Source organism: Enterobacter genomosp. S (genome assembly GCF_001631805.1).
In the GTDB taxonomy this organism is placed as follows: Bacteria; Pseudomonadota; Gammaproteobacteria; order Enterobacterales; family Enterobacteriaceae; genus Enterobacter; species Enterobacter quasihormaechei.
This window is the reverse complement of record NZ_LVVA01000020.1, coordinates 23,306-43,465: the sequence shown is the minus strand read 5'-3', so window position 1 is coordinate 43,465 and position 20,160 is coordinate 23,306. Positions and strand designations below refer to the sequence as shown.

At 57.5% G+C, this 20,160-nt stretch carries 19 protein-coding genes; 13 read left to right on the top strand and 6 right to left on the bottom strand.

Features of this window, described 5'->3' with window-relative positions; genetic code table 11:
* Positions 1 to 58: 58 nt before the first annotated feature.
* The 4 genes from A3466_RS15370 to A3466_RS15355 form a co-directional block, all read right to left on the bottom strand.
* Positions 59 to 1,576: a carbohydrate porin gene (locus A3466_RS15370; protein ID WP_063451277.1), complete on the bottom strand. Its 1,518-nt coding sequence runs from the start codon at positions 1,574 to 1,576 to the stop codon at positions 59 to 61.
* Positions 1,577 to 1,746: 170 nt separating this feature from the next.
* Complete coding sequence (locus tag A3466_RS15365) at positions 1,747 to 2,643, bottom strand: aminoimidazole riboside kinase (RefSeq protein WP_063451276.1); 897 nt, start codon at positions 2,641 to 2,643, stop codon at positions 1,747 to 1,749.
* 88 nt (positions 2,644 to 2,731) lie between these two features.
* Positions 2,732 to 3,943, bottom strand: a complete 1,212-nt coding sequence (locus A3466_RS15360) for a diguanylate phosphodiesterase (protein ID WP_063451535.1) — start codon at positions 3,941 to 3,943, stop codon at positions 2,732 to 2,734.
* 64 nt (positions 3,944 to 4,007) lie between these two features.
* Entirely contained in the window at positions 4,008 to 5,504 is a 1,497-nt protein-coding gene (locus A3466_RS15355) for an alpha/beta hydrolase (RefSeq protein ID WP_063451275.1), read from the bottom strand.
* Between the two features lie 339 nt (positions 5,505 to 5,843).
* Between A3466_RS15355 and A3466_RS15350 the strand changes: the two genes are divergently transcribed.
* The 7 genes from A3466_RS15350 to A3466_RS15320 are packed head-to-tail and all read left to right on the top strand — an operon-like array spanning position 5,844 to position 12,600.
* Positions 5,844 to 6,626 (top strand): MurR/RpiR family transcriptional regulator, encoded by a 783-nt coding sequence (locus A3466_RS15350; RefSeq protein ID WP_245167757.1) that lies wholly within the window; start codon positions 5,844 to 5,846, stop codon positions 6,624 to 6,626.
* A gap of 12 nt (positions 6,627 to 6,638) precedes the next feature.
* A complete protein-coding gene (gene ddpX, locus A3466_RS15345; protein WP_063451274.1) occupies positions 6,639 to 7,211 on the top strand; it encodes a D-alanyl-D-alanine dipeptidase in 573 nt (190 codons plus the stop codon).
* A 15-nt stretch (positions 7,212 to 7,226) separates the two neighbouring features.
* The gene (locus A3466_RS15340) at positions 7,227 to 8,759 is read left to right on the top strand and encodes an ABC transporter substrate-binding protein (protein ID WP_063451273.1); all 1,533 of its coding nucleotides are present in this window, start codon (positions 7,227 to 7,229) and stop codon (positions 8,757 to 8,759) included.
* 23 nt (positions 8,760 to 8,782) lie between these two features.
* Positions 8,783 to 9,805, top strand: coding sequence for an ABC transporter permease (locus tag A3466_RS15335; protein WP_006810693.1), 1,023 nt, complete (start codon positions 8,783 to 8,785; stop codon positions 9,803 to 9,805).
* On the top strand, positions 9,802 to 10,698 hold the full coding sequence (gene ddpC, locus A3466_RS15330) for a D,D-dipeptide ABC transporter permease (protein ID WP_063451272.1): 897 nt from the start codon (positions 9,802 to 9,804) through the stop codon (positions 10,696 to 10,698). The genes A3466_RS15335 and ddpC overlap by 4 nt, the downstream gene beginning before the upstream one ends.
* Positions 10,695 to 11,681: an ABC transporter ATP-binding protein gene (locus A3466_RS15325; protein ID WP_063451271.1), complete on the top strand. Its 987-nt coding sequence runs from the start codon at positions 10,695 to 10,697 to the stop codon at positions 11,679 to 11,681. The genes ddpC and A3466_RS15325 overlap by 4 nt, the downstream gene beginning before the upstream one ends.
* A complete protein-coding gene (locus A3466_RS15320) occupies positions 11,674 to 12,600 on the top strand; it encodes an oligopeptide/dipeptide ABC transporter ATP-binding protein (protein ID WP_063451270.1) in 927 nt (308 codons plus the stop codon). Before A3466_RS15325 ends, A3466_RS15320 begins: the two co-directional genes overlap by 8 nt.
* A 31-nt stretch (positions 12,601 to 12,631) precedes the next feature.
* Here the strand turns inward: A3466_RS15320 and A3466_RS15315 are convergent, their stop codons facing one another.
* Positions 12,632 to 13,060, bottom strand: a complete 429-nt coding sequence (locus tag A3466_RS15315; RefSeq protein WP_063451269.1) for an OsmC family protein — start codon at positions 13,058 to 13,060, stop codon at positions 12,632 to 12,634.
* Positions 13,061 to 13,129: 69 nt separating this feature from the next.
* On the bottom strand, positions 13,130 to 14,017 hold the full coding sequence (locus A3466_RS15310) for a LysR family transcriptional regulator (protein WP_074161046.1): 888 nt from the start codon (positions 14,015 to 14,017) through the stop codon (positions 13,130 to 13,132).
* Positions 14,018 to 14,128: 111 nt separating this feature from the next.
* Here A3466_RS15310 and A3466_RS15305 point away from each other — a divergent pair, with 111 nt between their 5' ends.
* From A3466_RS15305 to A3466_RS15280, 6 genes are all read left to right on the top strand, one after another.
* Positions 14,129 to 14,980: a Vmh family MBL fold metallo-hydrolase gene (locus A3466_RS15305; RefSeq protein ID WP_063451267.1), complete on the top strand. Its 852-nt coding sequence runs from the start codon at positions 14,129 to 14,131 to the stop codon at positions 14,978 to 14,980.
* Between the two features lie 51 nt (positions 14,981 to 15,031).
* Positions 15,032 to 15,553: a VOC family protein gene (locus A3466_RS15300; protein ID WP_063451266.1), complete on the top strand. Its 522-nt coding sequence runs from the start codon at positions 15,032 to 15,034 to the stop codon at positions 15,551 to 15,553.
* A gap of 141 nt (positions 15,554 to 15,694) precedes the next feature.
* The gene (gene bdm, locus A3466_RS15295) at positions 15,695 to 15,910 is read left to right on the top strand and encodes a biofilm-dependent modulation protein (protein WP_022648192.1); all 216 of its coding nucleotides are present in this window, start codon (positions 15,695 to 15,697) and stop codon (positions 15,908 to 15,910) included.
* 95 nt (positions 15,911 to 16,005) lie between these two features.
* Positions 16,006 to 16,143, top strand: a complete 138-nt coding sequence (gene sra, locus A3466_RS15290) for a stationary-phase-induced ribosome-associated protein (RefSeq protein ID WP_003857059.1) — start codon at positions 16,006 to 16,008, stop codon at positions 16,141 to 16,143.
* A gap of 176 nt (positions 16,144 to 16,319) precedes the next feature.
* Positions 16,320 to 18,017 carry an NAD-dependent malic enzyme gene (locus tag A3466_RS15285; RefSeq protein ID WP_003857058.1) on the top strand — a complete coding sequence of 566 codons (1,698 nt, stop codon included), beginning with the start codon at positions 16,320 to 16,322 and terminating at the stop codon, positions 18,015 to 18,017.
* Between the two features lie 344 nt (positions 18,018 to 18,361).
* Positions 18,362 to 20,071 carry an ABC-F family ATP-binding cassette domain-containing protein gene (locus A3466_RS15280; RefSeq protein ID WP_063451265.1) on the top strand — a complete coding sequence of 570 codons (1,710 nt, stop codon included), beginning with the start codon at positions 18,362 to 18,364 and terminating at the stop codon, positions 20,069 to 20,071.
* The last annotated feature ends 89 nt before the right edge of the window (positions 20,072 to 20,160 follow it).

The window sequence follows — 20,160 nt, the reverse complement described above, 5'->3', positions numbered from 1 at the left end:
CTTCCTGACCTCTTTTTGTGATGTTCTAAACGCCCCCGCGATGCGGGAGCGTGAAGGGTTAAAACCAGGTTTCCATCTGCACCCCAAAGTTCCATTCCCCGCCCGCGTTGAACCCGCTGCTGCCAAAGGCGTCATCGCTGGCGTAGTTATCCAGCCTGCTGCTCCAGTCCATCCAGGTGGCGAACAGGCGCAGCTCCGGACGGCTGAAGAAATCGCCAATGTTGCCCGCCTTTAGCGTCGGGGCGAAGGTCAGCTTGTAGAAGCTACCGTTAACCGCATTGCGATCCTTGTAGCCTTCCGGGTGTAAATCCATGTACTGATAGCTGCCCTCGAACGCGAGGGCGAAATTCTGGGTGAGCTCTTTGATCAGACGCGTGTTAAGCGTGACCCACTTATAGCTGTCGCCCTTCACGTAGCGGTCCTTACTGCTTTGCGCCAGCACGGCGGGCGCGATATGCCAGCCACCGCCCAGCGGCGTGACACCGTAACTTGCGAAGCGCCAGGTATCGGCCTCAGACAGCAGCGCGCCGTCAGAACCGATACTTTTCACCTCGGCACCCAGACCGTGGCCGTAAAGCAGCGCCGTTTTGGCGGAACCTTCCCGCAGGCCGTAGAAGCTCTCGTTATGCAAACCAACCAGCGCATGCACCCCGTTGTTCGCCGCGTCGGTTTTAATCGGATCGCCGTTGCTGTCCTTACGGTCGTCATTATCTTTTGCCCGCAGGCCGCTGACCATCAGCTGCACCGGCCCGGCGAAGTGATTCATGCTGAGGATATAGTTCTGAACGTTATTGTCGATCTCCTCTTCGCTGCCGAAGTTACGGCCATAAAGAGAGAAGTTACTGCGCAGCGTATCGTTCCATTTCACGTCATAGACGCCGCCGCCGGTCCCGGCGAGGAATACCACGTCGGAATCCAGCCAGTGAATGTCGAAATTGTCGCGATCAAAACGCTTGCCCGCCCAGAAGGTGCTGCCTTTCAGCGCGCCGGTGAAGTCCGGCAGATTGCCCAGTTCGGCAAAGGCCTGACGGACGTTCAGGTCGCTGCTATCTGCTGACCAGTCGTTATAGGTTTTCTGTCCGTCGGCCAGCATTGCTTTGAAGCGCGTCGTCGCGCCGTTATCCAGCGTCTGCTTATGCTCAACGTTCAGCTCCACGTAGGTATCCGCTTCGTTCCCCAGACGCCCGATGGCCCCGCCCGTTTCCCCTGCGGGAGTCAGATAGGGACCGCTTTTGCTGCTGGAGGCCGCGTCGTTCATCAGCAGGCCGGAACGGGCATAACCGTGAAACTCAAAGCCGCCGGACCGATCGGCTTTCTCCTCCAGAGCCGTGGTACGCTGCGCCACCGCCTGGGTGGTGGTTTGCGCTTTTTGCTGCGCGGTGACCAGCTGCTGCGTTTTCTCTTCCGCGATCGTGGCGCGCTTTTCAGCGGCCTGCGCGCGGGTTTCTGCCTCCTGCAAGCGCTGCTCCAGCGCCGCCAGGCGCGCTTCGATACGCGTCATATCCGTCTGGGCAAAAACAGAGGTACTGCCGGCCAGCATGCCTATCATCACGGCAAGTCTGTGTTTTTTATACATTTTGTCGCATCCCGAAAATATTGGTGAAAGTGCTAAATTGCTAAACCGGTTTAGGTTCATGATACTAAACCGCCAAATTTTGGATCGGCAACTGTTTTTGCTAAACCGTTTTAGTAAGTGTGATCGAGGCGACAATTCAGGCCGCCGACCGGCGGCCCATGAGTGGAGAATTACAGTTCGTGATGGTAAGGCAGCGCGGTCATTGCCCCTTTTGCGGTTGTCGCCAGCGCCCCGCAGCGCTGGGCTAGCGTGATAACGTCTGAGAGGCTGGCTTCGCCATCACGTGCCAGGCCGAACAGCAGCCCGGCGACGAAAGCATCTCCCGCCCCGGTGGTATCAATGCATTCCACGGGTGATGCAGGATAGTGCGTCAATGTGCCTTCCTGCCAGGCGGTCACCCCCGCTTTTCCCTGCGTCACCAGCACCCGTCTGGCCGGACAGGTACGCGTCAGTGCCGCCAGCCCCTCATGCACCTGCGCATTTCCGGTTAAGAACGCCAGTTCTTCTACCGAGAGTTTCACCACATCTGCACAGGCCAATGCCCGCTCAAGACAGTGGCGCAGCTCGGCTTCATCGTGCCAGAGATCGGCGCGAATATTGGGGTCAAAGCTGACGAAACCGCCCGCCTGTCTGACAGCGGCCATCGCCTGAAACGTCGCGGAACGGCTGGGTTCGGCGCTGAGCGCGATGGAACAGACGTGCAGCCACTCCCCGGCACGAAATGGCGGGAGGTCGCCAGCATCGAGGAATAAATCCGCGCTCGGGCGAACCATAAAGGTAAAGGAACGTTCACCGTCGTTATCGAGATCCACTACCACCGTGGAGGTCCGCTGCTGCGGGTCCAGACGCAGCCATTCTGTATTAACCTGCTCATCCGCAAGCGTTTTTTGCATAAAACGCCCAAACGGATCGTCGCCCACCCGGCCGATAAACGCGCTCCTGCCGCCCAGACGCGCAATCCCCACCGCAACGTTGGCCGGCGCGCCGCCCGGACATTGCAACAGTTTGCCTTCGCCATCGGGCAAAAGATCCACCACCGCATCGCCAAGTACCCAGATCGTCTCCATATCACTCTCTTAGCTAAATAATGTTAAACCGGTTTAGCTATTTAAACACAGGCGTTGTATTGGGGAAATAAGACGAGGTAAAATTTGCTTAACGCACCCGATGGGGCCAGTGGATATCCCCCACGCCGTTGAGCTGTGGACGGGCGAACAAAAAGCCCTGAAAGCGGCGAATACCGGCAGACTCAAGCCAGCACCACTCCTCTATCTTCTCGATACCTTCCGCGACCAGGGTAATCTCCAGATCGGTGCAGCAGCTGATTATCGACTTCACAATCGCCTGCTTGGGGCCGCTCAGGTGGATATCGCTGACGATCTCCCTGTCGATTTTAAGCTTGTCCGGCTGGAATCTCGTGAGCAGCGACAGGCCGGCATAGCCGGAACCAAAATCATCTATCGCCAGCCCAACCCCCTCCGCGCGCAGCTGTTTGATGGCGCTGTTGAACTGGTTGAAGCCGGAAATCATCTCGTTCTCAGTGACTTCAATGACCACCTGCTCTGGCTGGAGACCGTGCTGTTTGATCTGCGTCACCAGAAACTCAACCGCACCGGGCACGTTAACCAGCGACATCGGCAGGAGATTCACCGCCAGCTTGTGGCTTCCAATGCCCAGCTTTTTCGCCAGCGCAAAGGTCCAGGCTTTGGTTTGCAGGTCGACTTCGTAAATTCGTTGGTGATCGAGGCTTCTGAAGAAATGCTCCGGGCTACCGCCGTCGTTTCCGCGTATGAGCGCCTCAAGAGAGCTGATTTTACCTTCGGACGGCTCGACAATCGGTTGCAGCGCAAACTGGCAGGGCTGCCCCGCAAGCAGTCCTAACCCTTCACCAAACGGCGTGCTTTCCCGCGACAGCGTCCATTTATCAGGCTCATAGTTCGAAGCCGGTGGCGCAGAGATTTTGCCGGTGATAAAGGTCTGGATAAATTTGAAGACCCGATCCTCAGAAGTGAGGTAGCTTTCCAGCTTGCTGTAGTGTAGTACCGACGCCAGAATCGCCTTCGGGGTCTGAACTTCCAGGTCGAATCGCAGCATCCCCACGTTATCGAACCGTCTGCGCGGACCATAGTCGCGCATCAGTTCCACTACGCCGGTATGCCGGTTATCTTCGCGGATGGTATTAAACAGCGCGACTACGCTCTGTTCCGTTCCCTCAAGAATTTGCAGGACGTCACGGCCACTGGAGAGAAGAATGCCGGATATGCCTTGCTCCGTATTGCGGATCCTGGCCTGTTCAACCAGCTCGCTTAACGCTGCGGAGGTGCAGGTTAAGCTCAACTGGCTTCGATAAATGAGAGTTGTCAGCACAGAAAGAGGTCCGATAGGGATATAGGCCAGAGCGGTACTGTTTAACACAGTTCCCCGGCGGGACCTAATCTATTCCGCAGCGGAAATAATTTTCCCCGATACGGCTGTCAATCCGCGCCTGCATGTAATCGTAGAACGGATTCGACGTCACGCGCATTAGCGCATCTTTGCCGACGCTCAGCACCGATGTTTCTCCCCACAGAGCAATCGTCCCGAGGCTAATGCCATAGTGATTTTTTACCTCAGGATGTTGGCCATACAGATCGTCATTGGGCGGGAACGGAATGGCAACGTGCGACAGGGAATACACCTCTTGCGGATAAGAGACCGTCAGCGGCACCACCGTTTCTTGGGTGCTACCCGCTGGCGTTGCCTTTGCCACCATATCGAAGCTGTCGGGGCTGGCATTGGTTACAATCGTGACACTGTAACGTCTTTTTGCCACGGGCAGCAGATCGGCCACCGCCGTCCAGGATGACGGCCTGAACAGCGGACGGAAGCTCCCGGCCTGGTTGATATCAAATACCACCAGTTCGCTGCCGTTAGCCGGAAGCCGATCAAACAGCCCGGTAACCACGGCGCGGGTACTGACCGTTGAATCCATAACCGACTGAAACGCCAGAACCGGCGGGAGCTGCGCCAGTTTGTGGGCCTGAACATCGCGATTTAACTGCTCATGCAGCGCCTGGGTAAGCAGCCAGGACTGACGTGCCGCATTCACCGGAAACGAGTTGTATTTGTAAGGGTTGTATTCCGGCGCAATGTTGAGCCAGGCGGCTTTGGCAAACGCCGGTAACATGGCCGGTAACCCGGCGAAACCGGCAAAGCGAGCAAACGCCGTGACGCCAATCATCGGTGACAGCAAAACAATCTGCTGGGGTTTACGCAGTGCCGGCGCATCAAGGGCGTCGAGGGCGTATTTCATCGCCAGCGCCCCGCCGTTGGAGTAGCCCACCAGATGCAGGGGAAGATCGCTACCCGTCAGACGCGTCGCTTCACGAACCGCAAGGCGCGTCGCCGCGAGCCACGCTTCCCACTCGACGTTTGTCAGCGCGCCCGGCGCCGTGCCGTGTCCGGGCAAACGAGGAACAACGGCCACAAAGCCGTGCTTTTGATAATTGAGAGCCAAATGCCTGACGCTGTAGGGCGAATCCGTCAGACCGTGAAGCAGCACCACCGCCCCGCGCGGCTTTCCGGCTGGCATCAGTACAAACGACCGGTTCGCATCCGGAGAAAACTGTCCTGGCCACACCAGGCTCTGGCGATAATAGCGGTTTAACGGCGTGCGCTCTGCTGGGGTGGCTTTCGCCGTCACCTCAGCGTCGAGATCGGTGAAGATGGCGTTTTCACGGGTGACATAGGCCGCGAAGCTCGCGTTATCCATCTCCTGCACGGACATCTCGTCAGCGCGCCAGGTGTGCCAGTGATGCAGGGCCGGTCCCTGCTGGGACAGATAAGCCCGCACCGCAAGCAGGACGAGCACAATGATCCCGATAACCATCGCCAGTTTTTTTGCGAGAGCCATCAGGCGCACGCTGACCCGCCAGGGCAAATTCGCCATGTGAGGCTCCCTCTCTTGTCCACAGATCCTTCATCTTACCAAAAAATGTGAAGAGACTGACGTATTCACCAAATAGATATCTTTCGGGTCGGACACTGCACCAAAAGTGAACTACGCTGCACAAATGTTGATCACCTGTTAAACAAATATTGCATTAACTTACCTGCACAGCGCGTTTTGGCCGCAATGTGAACATGGCACGCGTCCTGCATTGTTAATAAGGTAACAGAAATCCGGCCAATGACAGCCAGTTAACAGCGAGGCGGTATGACGACCAAACCTGAGGTGCTGAGCCGTATCGAAGCGACCTTCAGCTAGCTCACCCCGAGCGAAAAGCGGGTGGCAAGCTGGATGCTGGCGCACGTCGGGCAGATCCCGTTCGAAACGGCAGAAAGCGTGGCGCTGGCCACGGCCACCAGCGGGATCACTGTCGGGCGTTTTCTGCGCAAGCTGGGCTATCGCAACCTGGACGATGCCAAAAAAAGCCTGCGCGATCCCCATCAGCCCTGGGGCATTAACGAGCGCCTCGACTCCTGGAAGCAGCAGCAGCCGCTGTCGGATCGCGTTCAGCACTCCCTGTCGCTAGAGGTGGAGGCCATTGCCCATGTCTACCAGCTGGCGCAAAGCGAAACGTTCAGGCAGGTGGTCCATCAACTTGCTCATGCCGATGCCGTCTTCGTGCTGGGGATCCAGTCCACGCGCGGGATCGCCAATGCCTTCTTCAGCCATCTGGAGTACCTGCGCCCGCGCGTGAGCTATTCCGAAGGGCTCTCCGGCAGCTGGGTGGAGTCGCTTAACTCCGGCTTTGCGCACCCGTATATCGTGCTGACCGATACCCGCGCCTACTCCGCCATTGCCCGCCAGTACTGCCGCGTGGCGAGCGAAAAAGGGCTGTCGATGGCGCTGATCACCGATATCTGGTGCCCGTGGGCGCGGGATTACCCAATTGATTTACTTCAGGTGAAGACCGACACCGGCCAGTTCTGGGATTCGCTGGCGCCGGTGAGCTGCCTGTTCAACCTGCTGCTGTCGGGCGTCGTGGAGGCGCTGGGAGATGCGCTGCCGGAGCGTCTGGCCGTCAACCGACAATTACAACAAGAGTTTGGTCAATTTGAACGCTAAAGGAGCGGAGCTATGCCTGAAGAGAGTCAACTGATTGATGTGGCGAAAACCTTTCCCACGCTGCATATCGATCTTAAATACGCCACTGCCGATAACATTACAGGCCGCCCAATCTACCAGCACGCCGCGTGTCTGCTGCATACGGACGCCGCCACCGCACTGGCAAAAGCGATCGGCATCGCCGCGCTGGCCGGTCTGAAACTGGTGGTCTACGACGCCTATCGTCCACAGCAGGCGCAGGCGCAACTCTGGGACGCCTGCCCCAATCCGCAATACGTGGTGGACGTCGCGATTGGCTCCAACCACAGCCGGGGCACCGCCATTGACGTCACGCTGATGGATGAACACGACAACGTGCTGGATATGGGCGCTGCGTTTGACGAAATGCACGACCGCTCTCATGCCTGGCACCCTTCCGTTCCGCCCGCGGCACAGCGTAATCGTCTGCTGTTGAACGCCGTGATGTTCGGCGGCGGTTTTGTCGGCATCAGCAGCGAATGGTGGCATTTCGAGCTGCCGAACGCCGCAAGCTACCCGCTGCTGGACGACCAGTTCGCCTGTTATTCGACTACACCCTCACTGTAATTCTGGAGCCCGGCCATGAAAACAACGCTGCTTACTACCCTGATTGCCGCTACGCTCGCCCTCAGCGCTCCGCTCGCGCTGGCGGCAGTGCCAAAAGATATGCTGGTAATTGGTAAAGCTGCCGATCCGCAAACGCTGGATCCGGCGGTGACTATCGATAATAACGACTGGACGGTGACCTACCCCTCGTACCAGCGTCTGGTGAAATACAAGCCTGGCACCACGGAGGTGGAAGGCGATCTGTCGACGGGCTGGAAGGCGTCAGACGATCAGAAAGAATGGACGTTTACCCTGGCGGACAATGCAAAATTCTCCGACGGCACGCCGGTGACCGCCGAAGCGGTCAAGCTGTCGTTTGAACGCCTGCTGAAAATTAACCAGGGGCCATCCGAAGCGTTCCCGAAAGATTTGAAGGTGGACGCGGTGGATGAACATACGGTGAAATTCACCCTTAGCCAGCCGTTTGCCCCATTCCTTTACACGCTGGCGAATGACGGCGCGTCGATCGTCAACCCGGCGGTGCTGAAGGCCAATGCCGCCGACGATGCGCGGGGTTTCCTGGCGCAAAACACCGCGGGTTCCGGGCCATTTATGCTGAAAAGCTGGCGCAAAGGTCAGCAGCTGATAATGGTGCCCAACCCGCACTGGCCGGGCGAAAAGCCGCACTTTAAGCGCGTCTCGGTGAAGATTATCGGTGAAAGCGCCTCGCGTCGCTTGCAACTTTCCCGTGGCGATCTGGATATCGCCGACGCCCTGCCGGTGGATCAGCTTGCCGCCCTGAAGCAGGAAGGCAAAGTGGCCGTGGCGGAATACCCCTCCCTGCGGGTGACCTATCTCTATCTGAACAACAGTAAAGCCCCGATGAATCAGGTGGATTTGCGCCGCGCGGTCTCCTGGGCGACCGATTATCAGGGGATGGTGAAAGGCATTCTCAGCGGGAACGGCAAGCAGATGCGCGGCCCGATCCCGGAGGGCATGTGGGGCTTCGATGCGAACGCCATGCAGTACAGCTTTGACGAGGCCAAAGCCAAAGCGGCGCTGGAAAAAGTCAACGATAAACCCGCCAGCCTGACGTTCCTCTACTCCGATAACGACCCGAACTGGGAGCCTATCGCCCTCTCCACTCAGGCGAGCCTGAGCAAGCTCGGGATTAACGTTAAGCTGGAGAAACTGGCAAACGCCACCATGCGTGACCGCGTCGGCAAAGGTGATTATGACATCGCGATAGGTAACTGGAGCCCGGACTTCGCCGATCCGTACATGTTCATGAACTACTGGTTCGAATCGGACAAAAAAGGGCTGCCGGGCAACCGCTCATTCTATGAGAACAAAGAGGTCGATGCGCTGTTGCAGGCGGCACTGAAAACAACCGATCAGGCGGAACGCACCAAAGACTATCAGCAGGCGCAGAAAGTGGTGATTGACGAGGCGGCTTACGTTTATCTGTTCCAGAAGAACTACCAGCTGGCGATGAACAAAGAGGTCAAAGGCTTCACCTTTAATCCGATGCTGGAGCAGGTCTTTAACATCGCCACCATGAGTAAGTAACGGTCCATGCCGGGGGAAAGTGTATGACGTTCTGGAGCATCGTGCGCCAGCGCTGCTGGGGGTTAATCCTGGTCGTGGCCGGTGTCTGTATTATTACCTTTATTATTTCACACCTGATCCCCGGCGATCCGGCCCGCCTGCTGGCCGGTGACCGCGCGAGCGATGACATTGTGCAGGGCATCCGCCAGCAGCTGGGTCTGGACCAGCCGCTTTATATTCAGTTTGGTCGCTATGTTGAGGCGCTGGCGCACGGTGATTTGGGCACCTCCATTCGCACCGGTCGTCCCGTTGCGGAAGATTTGAAAGCCTTTTTCCCCGCCACGCTGGAGCTGGCCTTCTGCTCCTTGCTGCTGGCGCTGGTAATTGGCGTACCGCTGGGAATTTTATCGGCGGTGTACCGTAACCGCTGGCTGGATCACCTGGTGCGGCTGATGGCGATGACGGGCATTTCGACCCCTGCCTTCTGGCTGGGCCTGGGGGTTATTGTGCTGTTCTACGGGCAGCTGCAAATTCTGCCCGGAGGCGGCAGGCTGGACGACTGGCTCGATCCCCCTGCCCACGTGACTGGCTTTTATCTGCTGGACGCCCTGCTGGAAGGCAACGGTGAAGTATTTTTCAACGCGCTTCAGCACCTGATTTTGCCGTCCCTGACCCTGGCCTTTGTGCATCTGGGGATTGTGGCGCGTCAGGTGCGCTCCGCCATGCTGGAGCAGCTGAGCGAGGATTATATTCGTACCGCCCGCGCGAGCGGTTTGCCGGGCTGGTACATCGTGCTGCGCTATGCCTTACCCAACGCCATGATCCCCTCCATTACCGTGCTCGGGCTGGCGCTGGGCGATCTGCTGTACGGGGCCGTCCTCACCGAAACCGTGTTTGCCTGGCCGGGAATGGGCGCCTGGGTCGTGACCTCCATTCAGGCGCTGGACTTCCCTGCCGTCATGGGCTTTGCGGTCGTGGTGTCGCTGGCCTACGTCTTCGTCAATCTGGTGGTAGATCTGCTGTATCTGTGGATCGACCCGCGAATCGGGCGCGGAGGTGCCGAATGATGTTAACTCAGGAAACGCCTGTCCCCGTTAGCACCGCTAAACAGCGCATCCACTGGGCGAAGCTGTTATGGATGCTACGCAAAAGCCCGCTCACGCTGATCGGCGGAGTCATTATGATCCTGATGCTGCTGATGATGGTGGTTTCGCCGTGGATAGTGCCGCACGATCCGAACGCGCTGGATCTCACCGCACGTTTGCAGGCACCGTCACTCCAGCACTGGTTTGGCACCGATGAGGTGGGCCGGGATCTGTTCAGCCGGGTGCTGGTGGGCAGCCAGCAGTCCATCACGGCGGGGCTGGCGGTGGTGGTGATTGCGGGCGGCATCGGCTCGCTGCTCGGCTGCTTGTCCGGCGTACTCGGTGGGCGCGGCGACGCCATCATCATGCGCATCATGGACATTATGCTTTCTATCCCCTCGCTGGTGCTAACCATGGCGCTGGCCGCCGCGCTCGGCCCAAGCCTGTTTAACGCGATGCTGGCGATTGCGATTGTCCGTATTCCGTTTTACGTACGGCTGGCCCGTGGTCAGACGCTGGTCGTGCGCCAGTTTACCTACGTGCAGGCCGCCCGCACCTTTGGCGCATCGCGCTGGCACCTGATTCGCTGGCATATCCTGCGTAACGCCCTGCCGCCGCTGATCGTTCAGGCGTCGCTGGATATCGGCAGCGCTATTCTGATGGCTGCCACGCTGGGCTTTATTGGGTTAGGCGCGCAGCAGCCCACCGCCGAATGGGGCGCGATGGTGGCCGTGGGACGTAACTACGTGCTTGACCAGTGGTGGTACTGCGCGTTTCCCGGGGCGGCCATTTTGATTACGGCAGTCGGGTTTAATCTGTTTGGCGATGGTCTTCGCGACCTGCTGGATCCCAAATCAGGAGGGAAGCAGTCATGAGTGATTCCGTATTATCGATTGAAGATTTACACCTGAGCTTCCCCATTTTTCGCGGCGATGTACATGCGCTCAACCACGTCTCGCTGGAGATTGGCCGGGGTGAAATTGTTGGCGTCGTGGGCGAATCCGGCTCGGGAAAATCGGTCACCGCGATGCTGGCGATGCGCCTGCTGCCGGAAGGCAGTTACCATGTTCACCACGGGCGGGTCACGCTGCTCGGGGAAGATGTGCTGAACGCGTCAGAAAAACAGCTTCGCCAGTGGCGCGGCGCAAAGGTGGCGATGATTTTTCAGGAGCCGATGACGGCGCTCAACCCCACGCGGCGGATCGGCAGGCAGATGGTGGAGGTGATCCGCCAGCATCAGCCGCTTTCACGGCGCGATGCGCAGCAGAAGGCGATCTCCCTGCTGGGCGAGATGCAAATTCCGGACGCGGCGCAGGTGATGGATCGCTATCCGTTTGAGCTTTCCGGCGGCATGCGCCAGCGAGTGATGATCGCCCTTGCCTTCTCCTGCGAGCCGGAGCTGATCATTGCCGATGAACCCACCACCGCGCTGGATGTGACCGTCCAGCTCCAGGTGCTGCGGCTGTTAAAACATAAAGCGCGCGCCAGCGGAACGTCGGTGCTGTTTATCAGTCACGATATGGCGGTAGTGTCGCAGCTTTGTGACCGGATGTACGTCATGTACGCGGGCAGCGTGATCGAAAGCGGCAGCACGCAGGCCTTGATTCACCATCCTGTGCACCCCTATTCGATTGGCCTGCTGCGGTGCGCGCCGGAAAATGGCGAACCGCGTGAGATCCTCCCGGCCATTCCCGGCACGGTGCCTAATCTCAGCCACCTGCCGCGCGGATGTGCCTTTCGCGAGCGCTGTTTTGCGGCCGGTGCGAAATGCGGTGAAACGCCGCGCTTACACTCCACGGGCGCAGAAGGCCAGCAGGCAGCCTGCTGGTATCCACAACAGGAGACACGCCATGTCTGAGGTATTACTGGAACTGGACGACGTGCACGTGAATTTTCCCGCGCGCAAAAACTGGCTGGGGCGCGTGACGGAACAGGTGCACGCTCTGAACGGCATGGATCTCCAGATCTGTCGCGGCGAAACGCTGGGCATTGTGGGGGAATCCGGCTGTGGAAAGAGTACGCTGGCGCAGCTGCTGATGGGCATGCTTAAACCGAGCACCGGCGCCTGTCAGCGCGCGAACGCGGCGGGCGGTATGCAGATGGTATTTCAGGATCCGCTCTCATCCCTCGATCCGCGTTTACCCGTCTGGCGCATCATCACTGAGCCGGTGTGGATACAGCAACGCCGCAGCGAGCGGGAGCGTCGTGAGCTGGCCGAAGCCCTGGCCCAGCAGGTGGGCATTCGTGCTGAATACCTTGACCGTCTGCCGCATGCGTTTTCGGGCGGACAGCGTCAGCGAATCGCTATTGCCCGGGCGCTCTCCTCCGATCCGGACATCATCGTGCTGGATGAACCTACCAGCGCGCTGGATATTTCCGTCCAGGCGCAGATCCTCAATTTGCTGGTTGCCCTGCAACAGCAGCGAAATCTCACCTACGTGCTGATCTCGCACAATGTCTCGGTGGTCCGGCATATGAGCGATCGCGTGGCGGTGATGTATCTGGGGCAGATTGTAGAGCTGGGCAAGGCGGAACAGGTGCTGGGCCAGCCGCGCCATCCGTATACGCAGCTGCTGCTTGACTCCGTTCCCCGCACCGGCGAGCCGCTGGATGACGCGCTGGCGCTGCGAAAAACCGACCTGCCCGGCAACCGGCACCTGCCGGTGGGATGTTATTTCCGAGACCGATGCCCGCTGGCGACGCAGGGATGCGAACAGCCGCAACAACTTCAATCCTCTTCCGGGAGCCGAAGCGTGCGCTGCTGGCGTAACCTTTAAAAAATAAGCCGGGCATCTGCCCGGCCTGAAATCAGTTCAGCTTATAGTCCAGCGTAATTTCCGCTTTCAGCAGCTGCGAGACCGGGCAGCCCGCCTTCGCTTTCTGAATAATGCCGTCGAACTGCTGCGGATCGATACCCGGTACCGTCACCTTGCTTTGCAGAGTGACCTTGCTGATAGCAAAACCTCCGTCGGTTTTATCCAGCGAGACATCCGCCGTAGTATCGATGGAGTCAGCGGTGTAGCCCGCTTCACCCAGCATCAGCGACAGGGCCATGGAGAAACAGGCTGCGTGCGCTGCGCCAATCAGCTCTTCCGGGTTGGTTCCCTTCTCGCCCTCAAAGCGGGTGTTAAAGCCGTAAGGTTGCTGGTTAAGGACGCCGCTTTCGGTTGATACTGTCCCTTTGCCGCGCTTAATGTCGCCTGACCAGTGTGCTGAACCGTGCTTATGAATCGTCATTGTTGCTCTCCTTTTGGCTTACAAAGGGTTAAGTATAGGACGCCTCCCCCATTTTGCAGAGAACACAGACTAGTCCGAAGGCGCAGCCAGGTGGTTTGCCAGCGCGTCGAGAAACACGCGCTGCGCCGCAGGCTGATAGTCACGCGACTGATAAATGCCAAAAATGCCGATCGGTTTTGGCGTAAAGGCGTTAAGCACCGGCACCAGGCTGCCCTCTTTGAGCGCCGTGCTGGCCTCGCGTTCGGGCAGCATGGCAATGCCGCAGTGGTTTATCGCTGCCTCCATCAGCAGAGACGAGATACTGGCGCTCAGATTGCCGCTCACCGCCGTTGCGATCGCTTCGCCTTCGGGCGTCAAAAAACGCCACGATTGCCCCGCGAAGAAGCTGTAATGCAGGCAGTTGTGCTGGGCTAAATCTTCAAGCTGTTCAGGAACGCCCCGGCTGGTAAGATACTGCGGCGAGGCGCAAAGCACGGACCTGCACTCTCCCAGCCTGCGGGCGATCATGCCGGGCTCTGGGCTATCGGTGATGCGGATCGCCACGTCAATTCGCTCTCCCACCAGGCTCACGGGATGGTTATTGACATCCAGTTCGATGCGCAGCTGAGGGTAACGCTGCAACAGATCCGGTAGCACCGGAGCAATCAGCTGGGTCGCGGTAAAATGCGCGCAGGCGACGCGCAGGGTGCCTGAGGGCAAATCCTTCACGGACTGATCTTCGATTTCCTGAGAAATTTGCGACAGCGTACGGGTCTTTTGCAGCACTTTCTCTCCCGCCGCCGTCAGCGTCAGCTTGCGGGTGGAACGGTTCACCAGCCGCGCACCGGCCCACTTCTCCATCTGCTCCAGATAACGGCTCACCATAGGGCGAGAGATCCCCAGCGCCCGCGCCGCCGCGCTTAAACTCCCCAACTCACAGATGCGGTTGTACACCTGAGCGGCAATTACGCGATCCATTCTGACCTCCATTTGCTCGGTTTATGAAACTAAGCATCTCCTGTTTCAGGAATTCTGGCAAATGCAGAGATCCGTACAATAGAGACTTTCCTGATGAACAGAGAGTTGACCATGACCATCGCCCGCCTTGCTTTGCTGACCACCCTTGTTACTCCGGCCGCGTTTGCCGCGCCGTTAACCATTGATACGTACAACCCGCAAGAAAAAGGGATTTTTGCCGTCTCATCCACCCTGGTTTCTGGGCCGAAAGAGGCAGTGCTGTTTGACGCGCAGTTCAGCGTGAAGGATGGCGAAGCGCTGGTGGAAAAAATTCGCCACAGCGGTAAAACGCTGAACAAAATTGTGATCACCTCCGGCGATCCGGATTTCTATTTCGGTCTGCAACCGCTGGTGAAAGCCTTCCCGAACGCCAAGGTTGTCGCTACGCAGCAGGTGGTGGACCATATCAACGCCACTAAAGATGCTAAGCTCGCCTTCTGGGGGCCGCAGATGAAAGACGGCGCGCCCACGAAGCTTTACGTACCGCAGGTGCTTGCCTCAACCACCTTTATGATTGACGGTGAGAGAGTGAGCATTGAAGAGCCTGAAAGTTATGCGGCGTACGTCTGGATCCCTTCCGCGAAAACCATCCTCGGCGGCACGGGCGTCTCGTGGGGCATTCACGTCTGGACGGCGGATACTCAGACGCCAGAAAGCCGCAAACAGTGGCAGCAGACCCTGGATAATATGGCCGCCCGTAAGCCCGATCGCGTGATTCCGGGCCACTACCTGGGGACACCGCCCGCAGGAACCGGCGCGATTGACTTTACCCGCGACTATCTACAGCGTTTTGAACTGGCCCTCACAACGCATAAAGAATCAACCGGCGTCATCAACGCGATGAAAAAACAGTGGCCGAACCTTGCGGAAGAAAGCTCTCTGGAACTGAGCGCCAAGGTGAATACCGGCGAAATGAAGTGGTAATAACCTGATTATCTCCTGCTATATTTAAATTTTTTATAGCAGGAGTTTTATATGCAATCGCCAGTAAGGGGCATCGACCATATCGGTATTACGGTGCCCGACATTGAAAAAGCCACCCTATTTTTTGAACGCGCTTTCGGCGCGAAGGTTTTATATCATTCAGTAGATGCTGAAACCGATAATATTGACCAGTCCGCTCAGCAACACACCTTAAAATTATTTCCCGGCACTAAAATTCACGCCATCCGCATGCTCGCCATGCCTCACGGCCCCGGCATTGAACTCTTCGAAATGCACGGACCTGAGCAGGGTATGCCCGCCCGCCCCAGCGATTTTGGCCTTCAGCATTTTGCTGTTTATGTTGATGATTTTGAAAGTGCTATCGCGGCTTTCACCGCCGCAGGCGGCGATATGTTTACCGCGCCGAAGCCGCTTAGCTTTCCGGATGAGCAAGGTGAAGGCAATGCTTTCTGCTATGGTCAAACCCCCTGGGGCAGCGTTGTAGAATTGATCACCTGGCCGTCCCCCATGCCTTATGAAAAAACGACGAATTTACGCCGCTGGAAGCCCTAAAATTTATTTCTGTGCTACGGCATGTGATATTTTTATTTCCAGGACGAATCTGAGCCACAACGACGAAAATATTTGTCACTCTGAATGTGAATTACGATTTTGCACGCCGTAACATTAAACAGACAACGACACGGAGGCAGCATGTTTACTTATTACCCGGCACATACCACAGCAGCACAACCGGAACTTGTTAACGCGATCGCACAAGGTCTCCACGCCGAGCACGGTGTTGTTACTGAAGATGACATTTTGATGGAACTGACCAAGTGGGTGGAAGCCACGGACAATGACATCCTCAGTGACATCTACCAGCAAACCATCAACTATGTGGTTAGCGGGCGCAACGCACCTTTATAAAAACCTGCTAAGCTGGATCTGCAACCTAAGGGGTTACATTTCGTTTGCGTAAGCAAGCTTGTCCTTAAAACTATCAACAGGATTGAGGAGTTAATATGAAATCGAACCGTCAGGCACGCCACATTCTGGGACTGAACTACAAGCTCTCTAACAAGCGTAAAGTGGTTATTGAGGAGGGTAGCGAAACGCAGGTTACCCACGCTACCGGCAGAAAACGCCCTTCCGGCAAGTAAGTTCCGGCACGATATTCACAACACCATCGGTAATCCCGATGGTGTTTTTGTTTATGTGTTGCGGTAATTAATATTCAGCTCCTTTATAATACCTACCGACCGCACCCCGTAGCACAGGCCAGAAAGATGACAAACAGCAGTGTCAGGGACGGATCTTCTTAAAAAGAGTGAGTGACATGGACAACAAACTGAAAAAACATCGTTCCCTTTATATCCCTTACGCCGGTCCGGTTTTACTGGAGTTCCCTCTTCTGAACAAAGGCAGCGCCTTTAGCATGGAAGAGCGCAGCAGCTTTAACCTATTGGGCCTGCTGCCTGAAGTGGTTGAAACCATTGAAGAACAGGCAGAACGTGCCTGGATCCAGTATCAGGGCTTTAAAACCGAAATCGACAAACATATCTACCTGCGTAATATCCAGGATACCAACGAAACCCTTTTCTACCGCCTCGTGCAGAACCATCTCGAAGAGATGATGCCGGTGATTTACACCCCAACGGTCGGCGCGGCGTGCGAACGCTTCTCCGAGATCTATCGCCGTTCCCGCGGCGTGTTCATCTCCTATCAGAACCGTCACAACATGGACGACATTCTGCAAAACGTGCCGAACCACAACATCAAAGTGATCGTGGTAACCGATGGCGAACGTATTCTTGGCCTTGGCGACCAGGGCATTGGCGGGATGGGTATTCCCATCGGTAAGCTTTCTCTCTATACCGCCTGCGGCGGGATCAGCCCGGCCTATACCCTGCCGGTGGTGCTGGACGTGGGGACCAACAACCAGCAGCTGCTGAACGATCCGCTGTACATGGGCTGGCGTCACCCGCGCATTACCGACGACGAGTACTATCAGTTTGTTGATGATTTCATTCAGGCCGTGAAGCACCGCTGGCCGGACGTTCTGTTGCAGTTCGAAGACTTCGCGCAGAAAAACGCCATGCCGCTGCTTAACCGTTATCGCGATGAGATCTGCTCGTTCAACGACGACATTCAAGGCACCGCGGCCGTGACCGTCGGTACGCTGATTGCCGCGAGCCGTGCGGCGGGAAGCCAGCTCAGCTATCAGAAAATTGTCTTCCTGGGCGCGGGCTCTGCGGGCTGCGGCATCGCCGAGCAAATTATCGCCCAGACCCAGCGTGAAGGCCTGAGCGAAGAGCTGGCCCGCTCCCGCGTCTTTATGGTGGACCGCTTTGGCCTGCTGACCGACGGCATGCCAAACCTGCTTCCGTTCCAGACCAAACTGGTGCAGAAGCGCGAGAATCTGAAAAACTGGGATACCGACAACGAAGTGCTCTCGCTTCTGGACGTGGTGCGCAACGTCAAGCCGGACATTTTGATTGGCGTGTCCGGGCAGACTGGCCTCTTTACGGAAGAGATCATTCGCGAAATGCACAAGCACTGCGAACGTCCTATCGTGATGCCGCTGTCAAACCCGACCTCACGCGTGGAAGCGACGCCGCAGGACATCATCGCCTGGACCGAAGGCAATGCCCTGGTCGCGACCGGTAGCCCGTTCGATCCGGTGGTGTGGAAGGACAAACTTTACCCCATCGCGCAGTGCAACAACTCCTACATCTTCCCGGGTATTGGCCTGGGTGTCATCGCCTCCGGCGCATCACGCATCACCGACGAAATGCTGATGTCCGCGAGCGAAACGCTGGCGGGTCACTCTCCGCTGGTGAACAATGGTGAAGGACTGGTACTGCCGGAACTGAAGGACATTCATAAGGTTTCCCGTGCCATTGCCTTCGCGGTGGGCAAAATGGCGCAGCAGCAAGGCGTAGCGGTGAAAACCTCTGCCGATGCGTTGCAGCAGGCAATTGACGATAATTTCTGGATGCCGGAATACCGTAGCTATCGTCGTACTTCGATTTAAACATTGCCCCTTACCCCAGCTCTCTCCCTTAAGGGGGGAGGGTCAGGGTGAAGGGAATATACGGCACTTCCCGCTAGCCAAACCCACATTCCCCCGCTACACTCCCTTCATCCATCAACCCACTGAATATATAAGGAGGCCAATTATGCTGTACTGTGAAATTTTCAATGTTTCACATACATTTGGTGATCGCACCAGCTCAAGCGTTATCGGTATCGTGCTGCGATAACTTCCGCTTGAGCGAAGACACCAACCCCTGAAATCCCTTCTCTCGGGCTTACTGAGTTATCGTCAGCGATGTTTGACGAGGCATAAACATGCCTGTAACTCCTGGGTAAGCAACAATGAGCACTCTACTCACTGCACATTCATTACGTGTTGATACCGCGTTTGGCACGCTCTTCGACTCTCTCTCCTTTACGTTGAAAAAAGGCGACCGCATTGGCCTGCTGGGTGATAATGGCTGCGGAAAAAGTACGCTGCTGAAAATCCTCGACGGGACGCAGTCCCCTGCTGCCGGAACCGTTTCACTGGCGGGACATTGCCTGCTGGCGCGCGTGGAACAACATCTGCCGGAAACCCTTTATCCCCTGACCATGCTGGATGCAGTGCTGGCGCATCTGCCGAGCGGTGAACGCGACAGTCTGCGCTGGAAGGCCGAGACGCTGCTGGCCGGAATGGGCTTTACGGCGCAGGAAACGGCGCTGCAATCCGCCACGCTGAGCGGCGGTCAGCATACGCGTTTATTGCTGGCGAGAGCGCTGATAAACGATCCGGATCTGCTGTTACTGGACGAACCGAGCAACCACCTCGACCTGCCGACCCTGCTGTGGCTGGAGCAGTTTTTACAGCGCTGGTCCGGCAGCTTTGTGCTGGTCTCTCACGACAGGCAGCTGCTGGACGCGGTAACCAACGGCAGCTGGATCCTGCGCGATAAAACACTGCACTACTTCGCCCTTCCCTGCACTGCCGCCCGTCAGGCACTGGAGGCGAAAGACGAAAGCGATGCGCAGCGCCATAAGGCAGAGCAAAAAGAGATCGACCGCGTTACGGCCAGCGCCAGACGCCTCGCCACCTGGGGCAAGGTCTACGACAACGAAGATCTCTCCCGTAAGGCTAAGCAGATGGAAAAACAGGTCGAACGGCTGAAAGAAAACCAGACGGAACTGACGGCGGGAAGTCCGTGGACCTTAACCCTGCGCGGGGACGCGCTGCGGGCCGATCGCCTGCTGGAAATAACCGACCTCGGCGTGCCTCCGGAGCCGGGTCTGCCAGCGCTGTTTACCCTCGACAGCGCGCGGCTGAAAAGTGGGGATCGCGTGGCGATTGTGGGGCGTAACGGCTGCGGTAAATCATCGCTGATGAAGCTTATCTGGCGTCATTTTCGCGACGAGATTTTAGACGACAGGCTTAAGCGTCATCCGCGCGTCTCGGTCGGCTACTACGACCAGACGCTGCACCAGCTGCCGGACGATGCGGCGTTGCTGGATGCGCTGGAACGTTTCGCGCCAGATCCGCAGACCCGTAAAATGGCGCTCATCAGTGCCGGCTTCCCGTGGGCGCGGCACGGGCAAAAAGTCAGTACGCTGAGCGGTGGGGAACGTTCGCGCCTGCTGTTCGTCGGCCTGACGCTTGCCCGCTATAGCCTGCTGATGCTGGATGAACCGACAAATCATCTGGACATGGAAGGCAAAGACGCGCTGGCTGTTACCCTGCAACAGTTTGAAGGCTGCGTGCTGCTGGTAAGCCATGACCGTCAACTGATCGGCAAGAGCTGTAACCGTTTCTGGCTTATTGAGGACGGCAGGCTGAGCGAATGGCATGATGCGGAGGCGGTGTTCGATCGTCTGCGCGAGGGGACCGGTCCGGTTGTCCCCGAGCCGTCGATATCAGCGCTAAACGCGCCACCTGCTGCGTCTGATGATTTACTCGAACGCCTGGTCGCGCTGGAAACGCTGCTGGAAGAGGATTTGGCGCGCAAGCCCAAACATCAAAAACCGCAGTTGCAGGCGCAATGGCGAAAAGAGATTGAGGTGATAGAAGCCCAACTGTAAGTCTGTACCCGGCGATCGCTACGCCGGGTCTTTTTTTGATGTCAGTGTTTTCCCCTACTGATTATTAGAGGATCGCCGTATTCTTAATC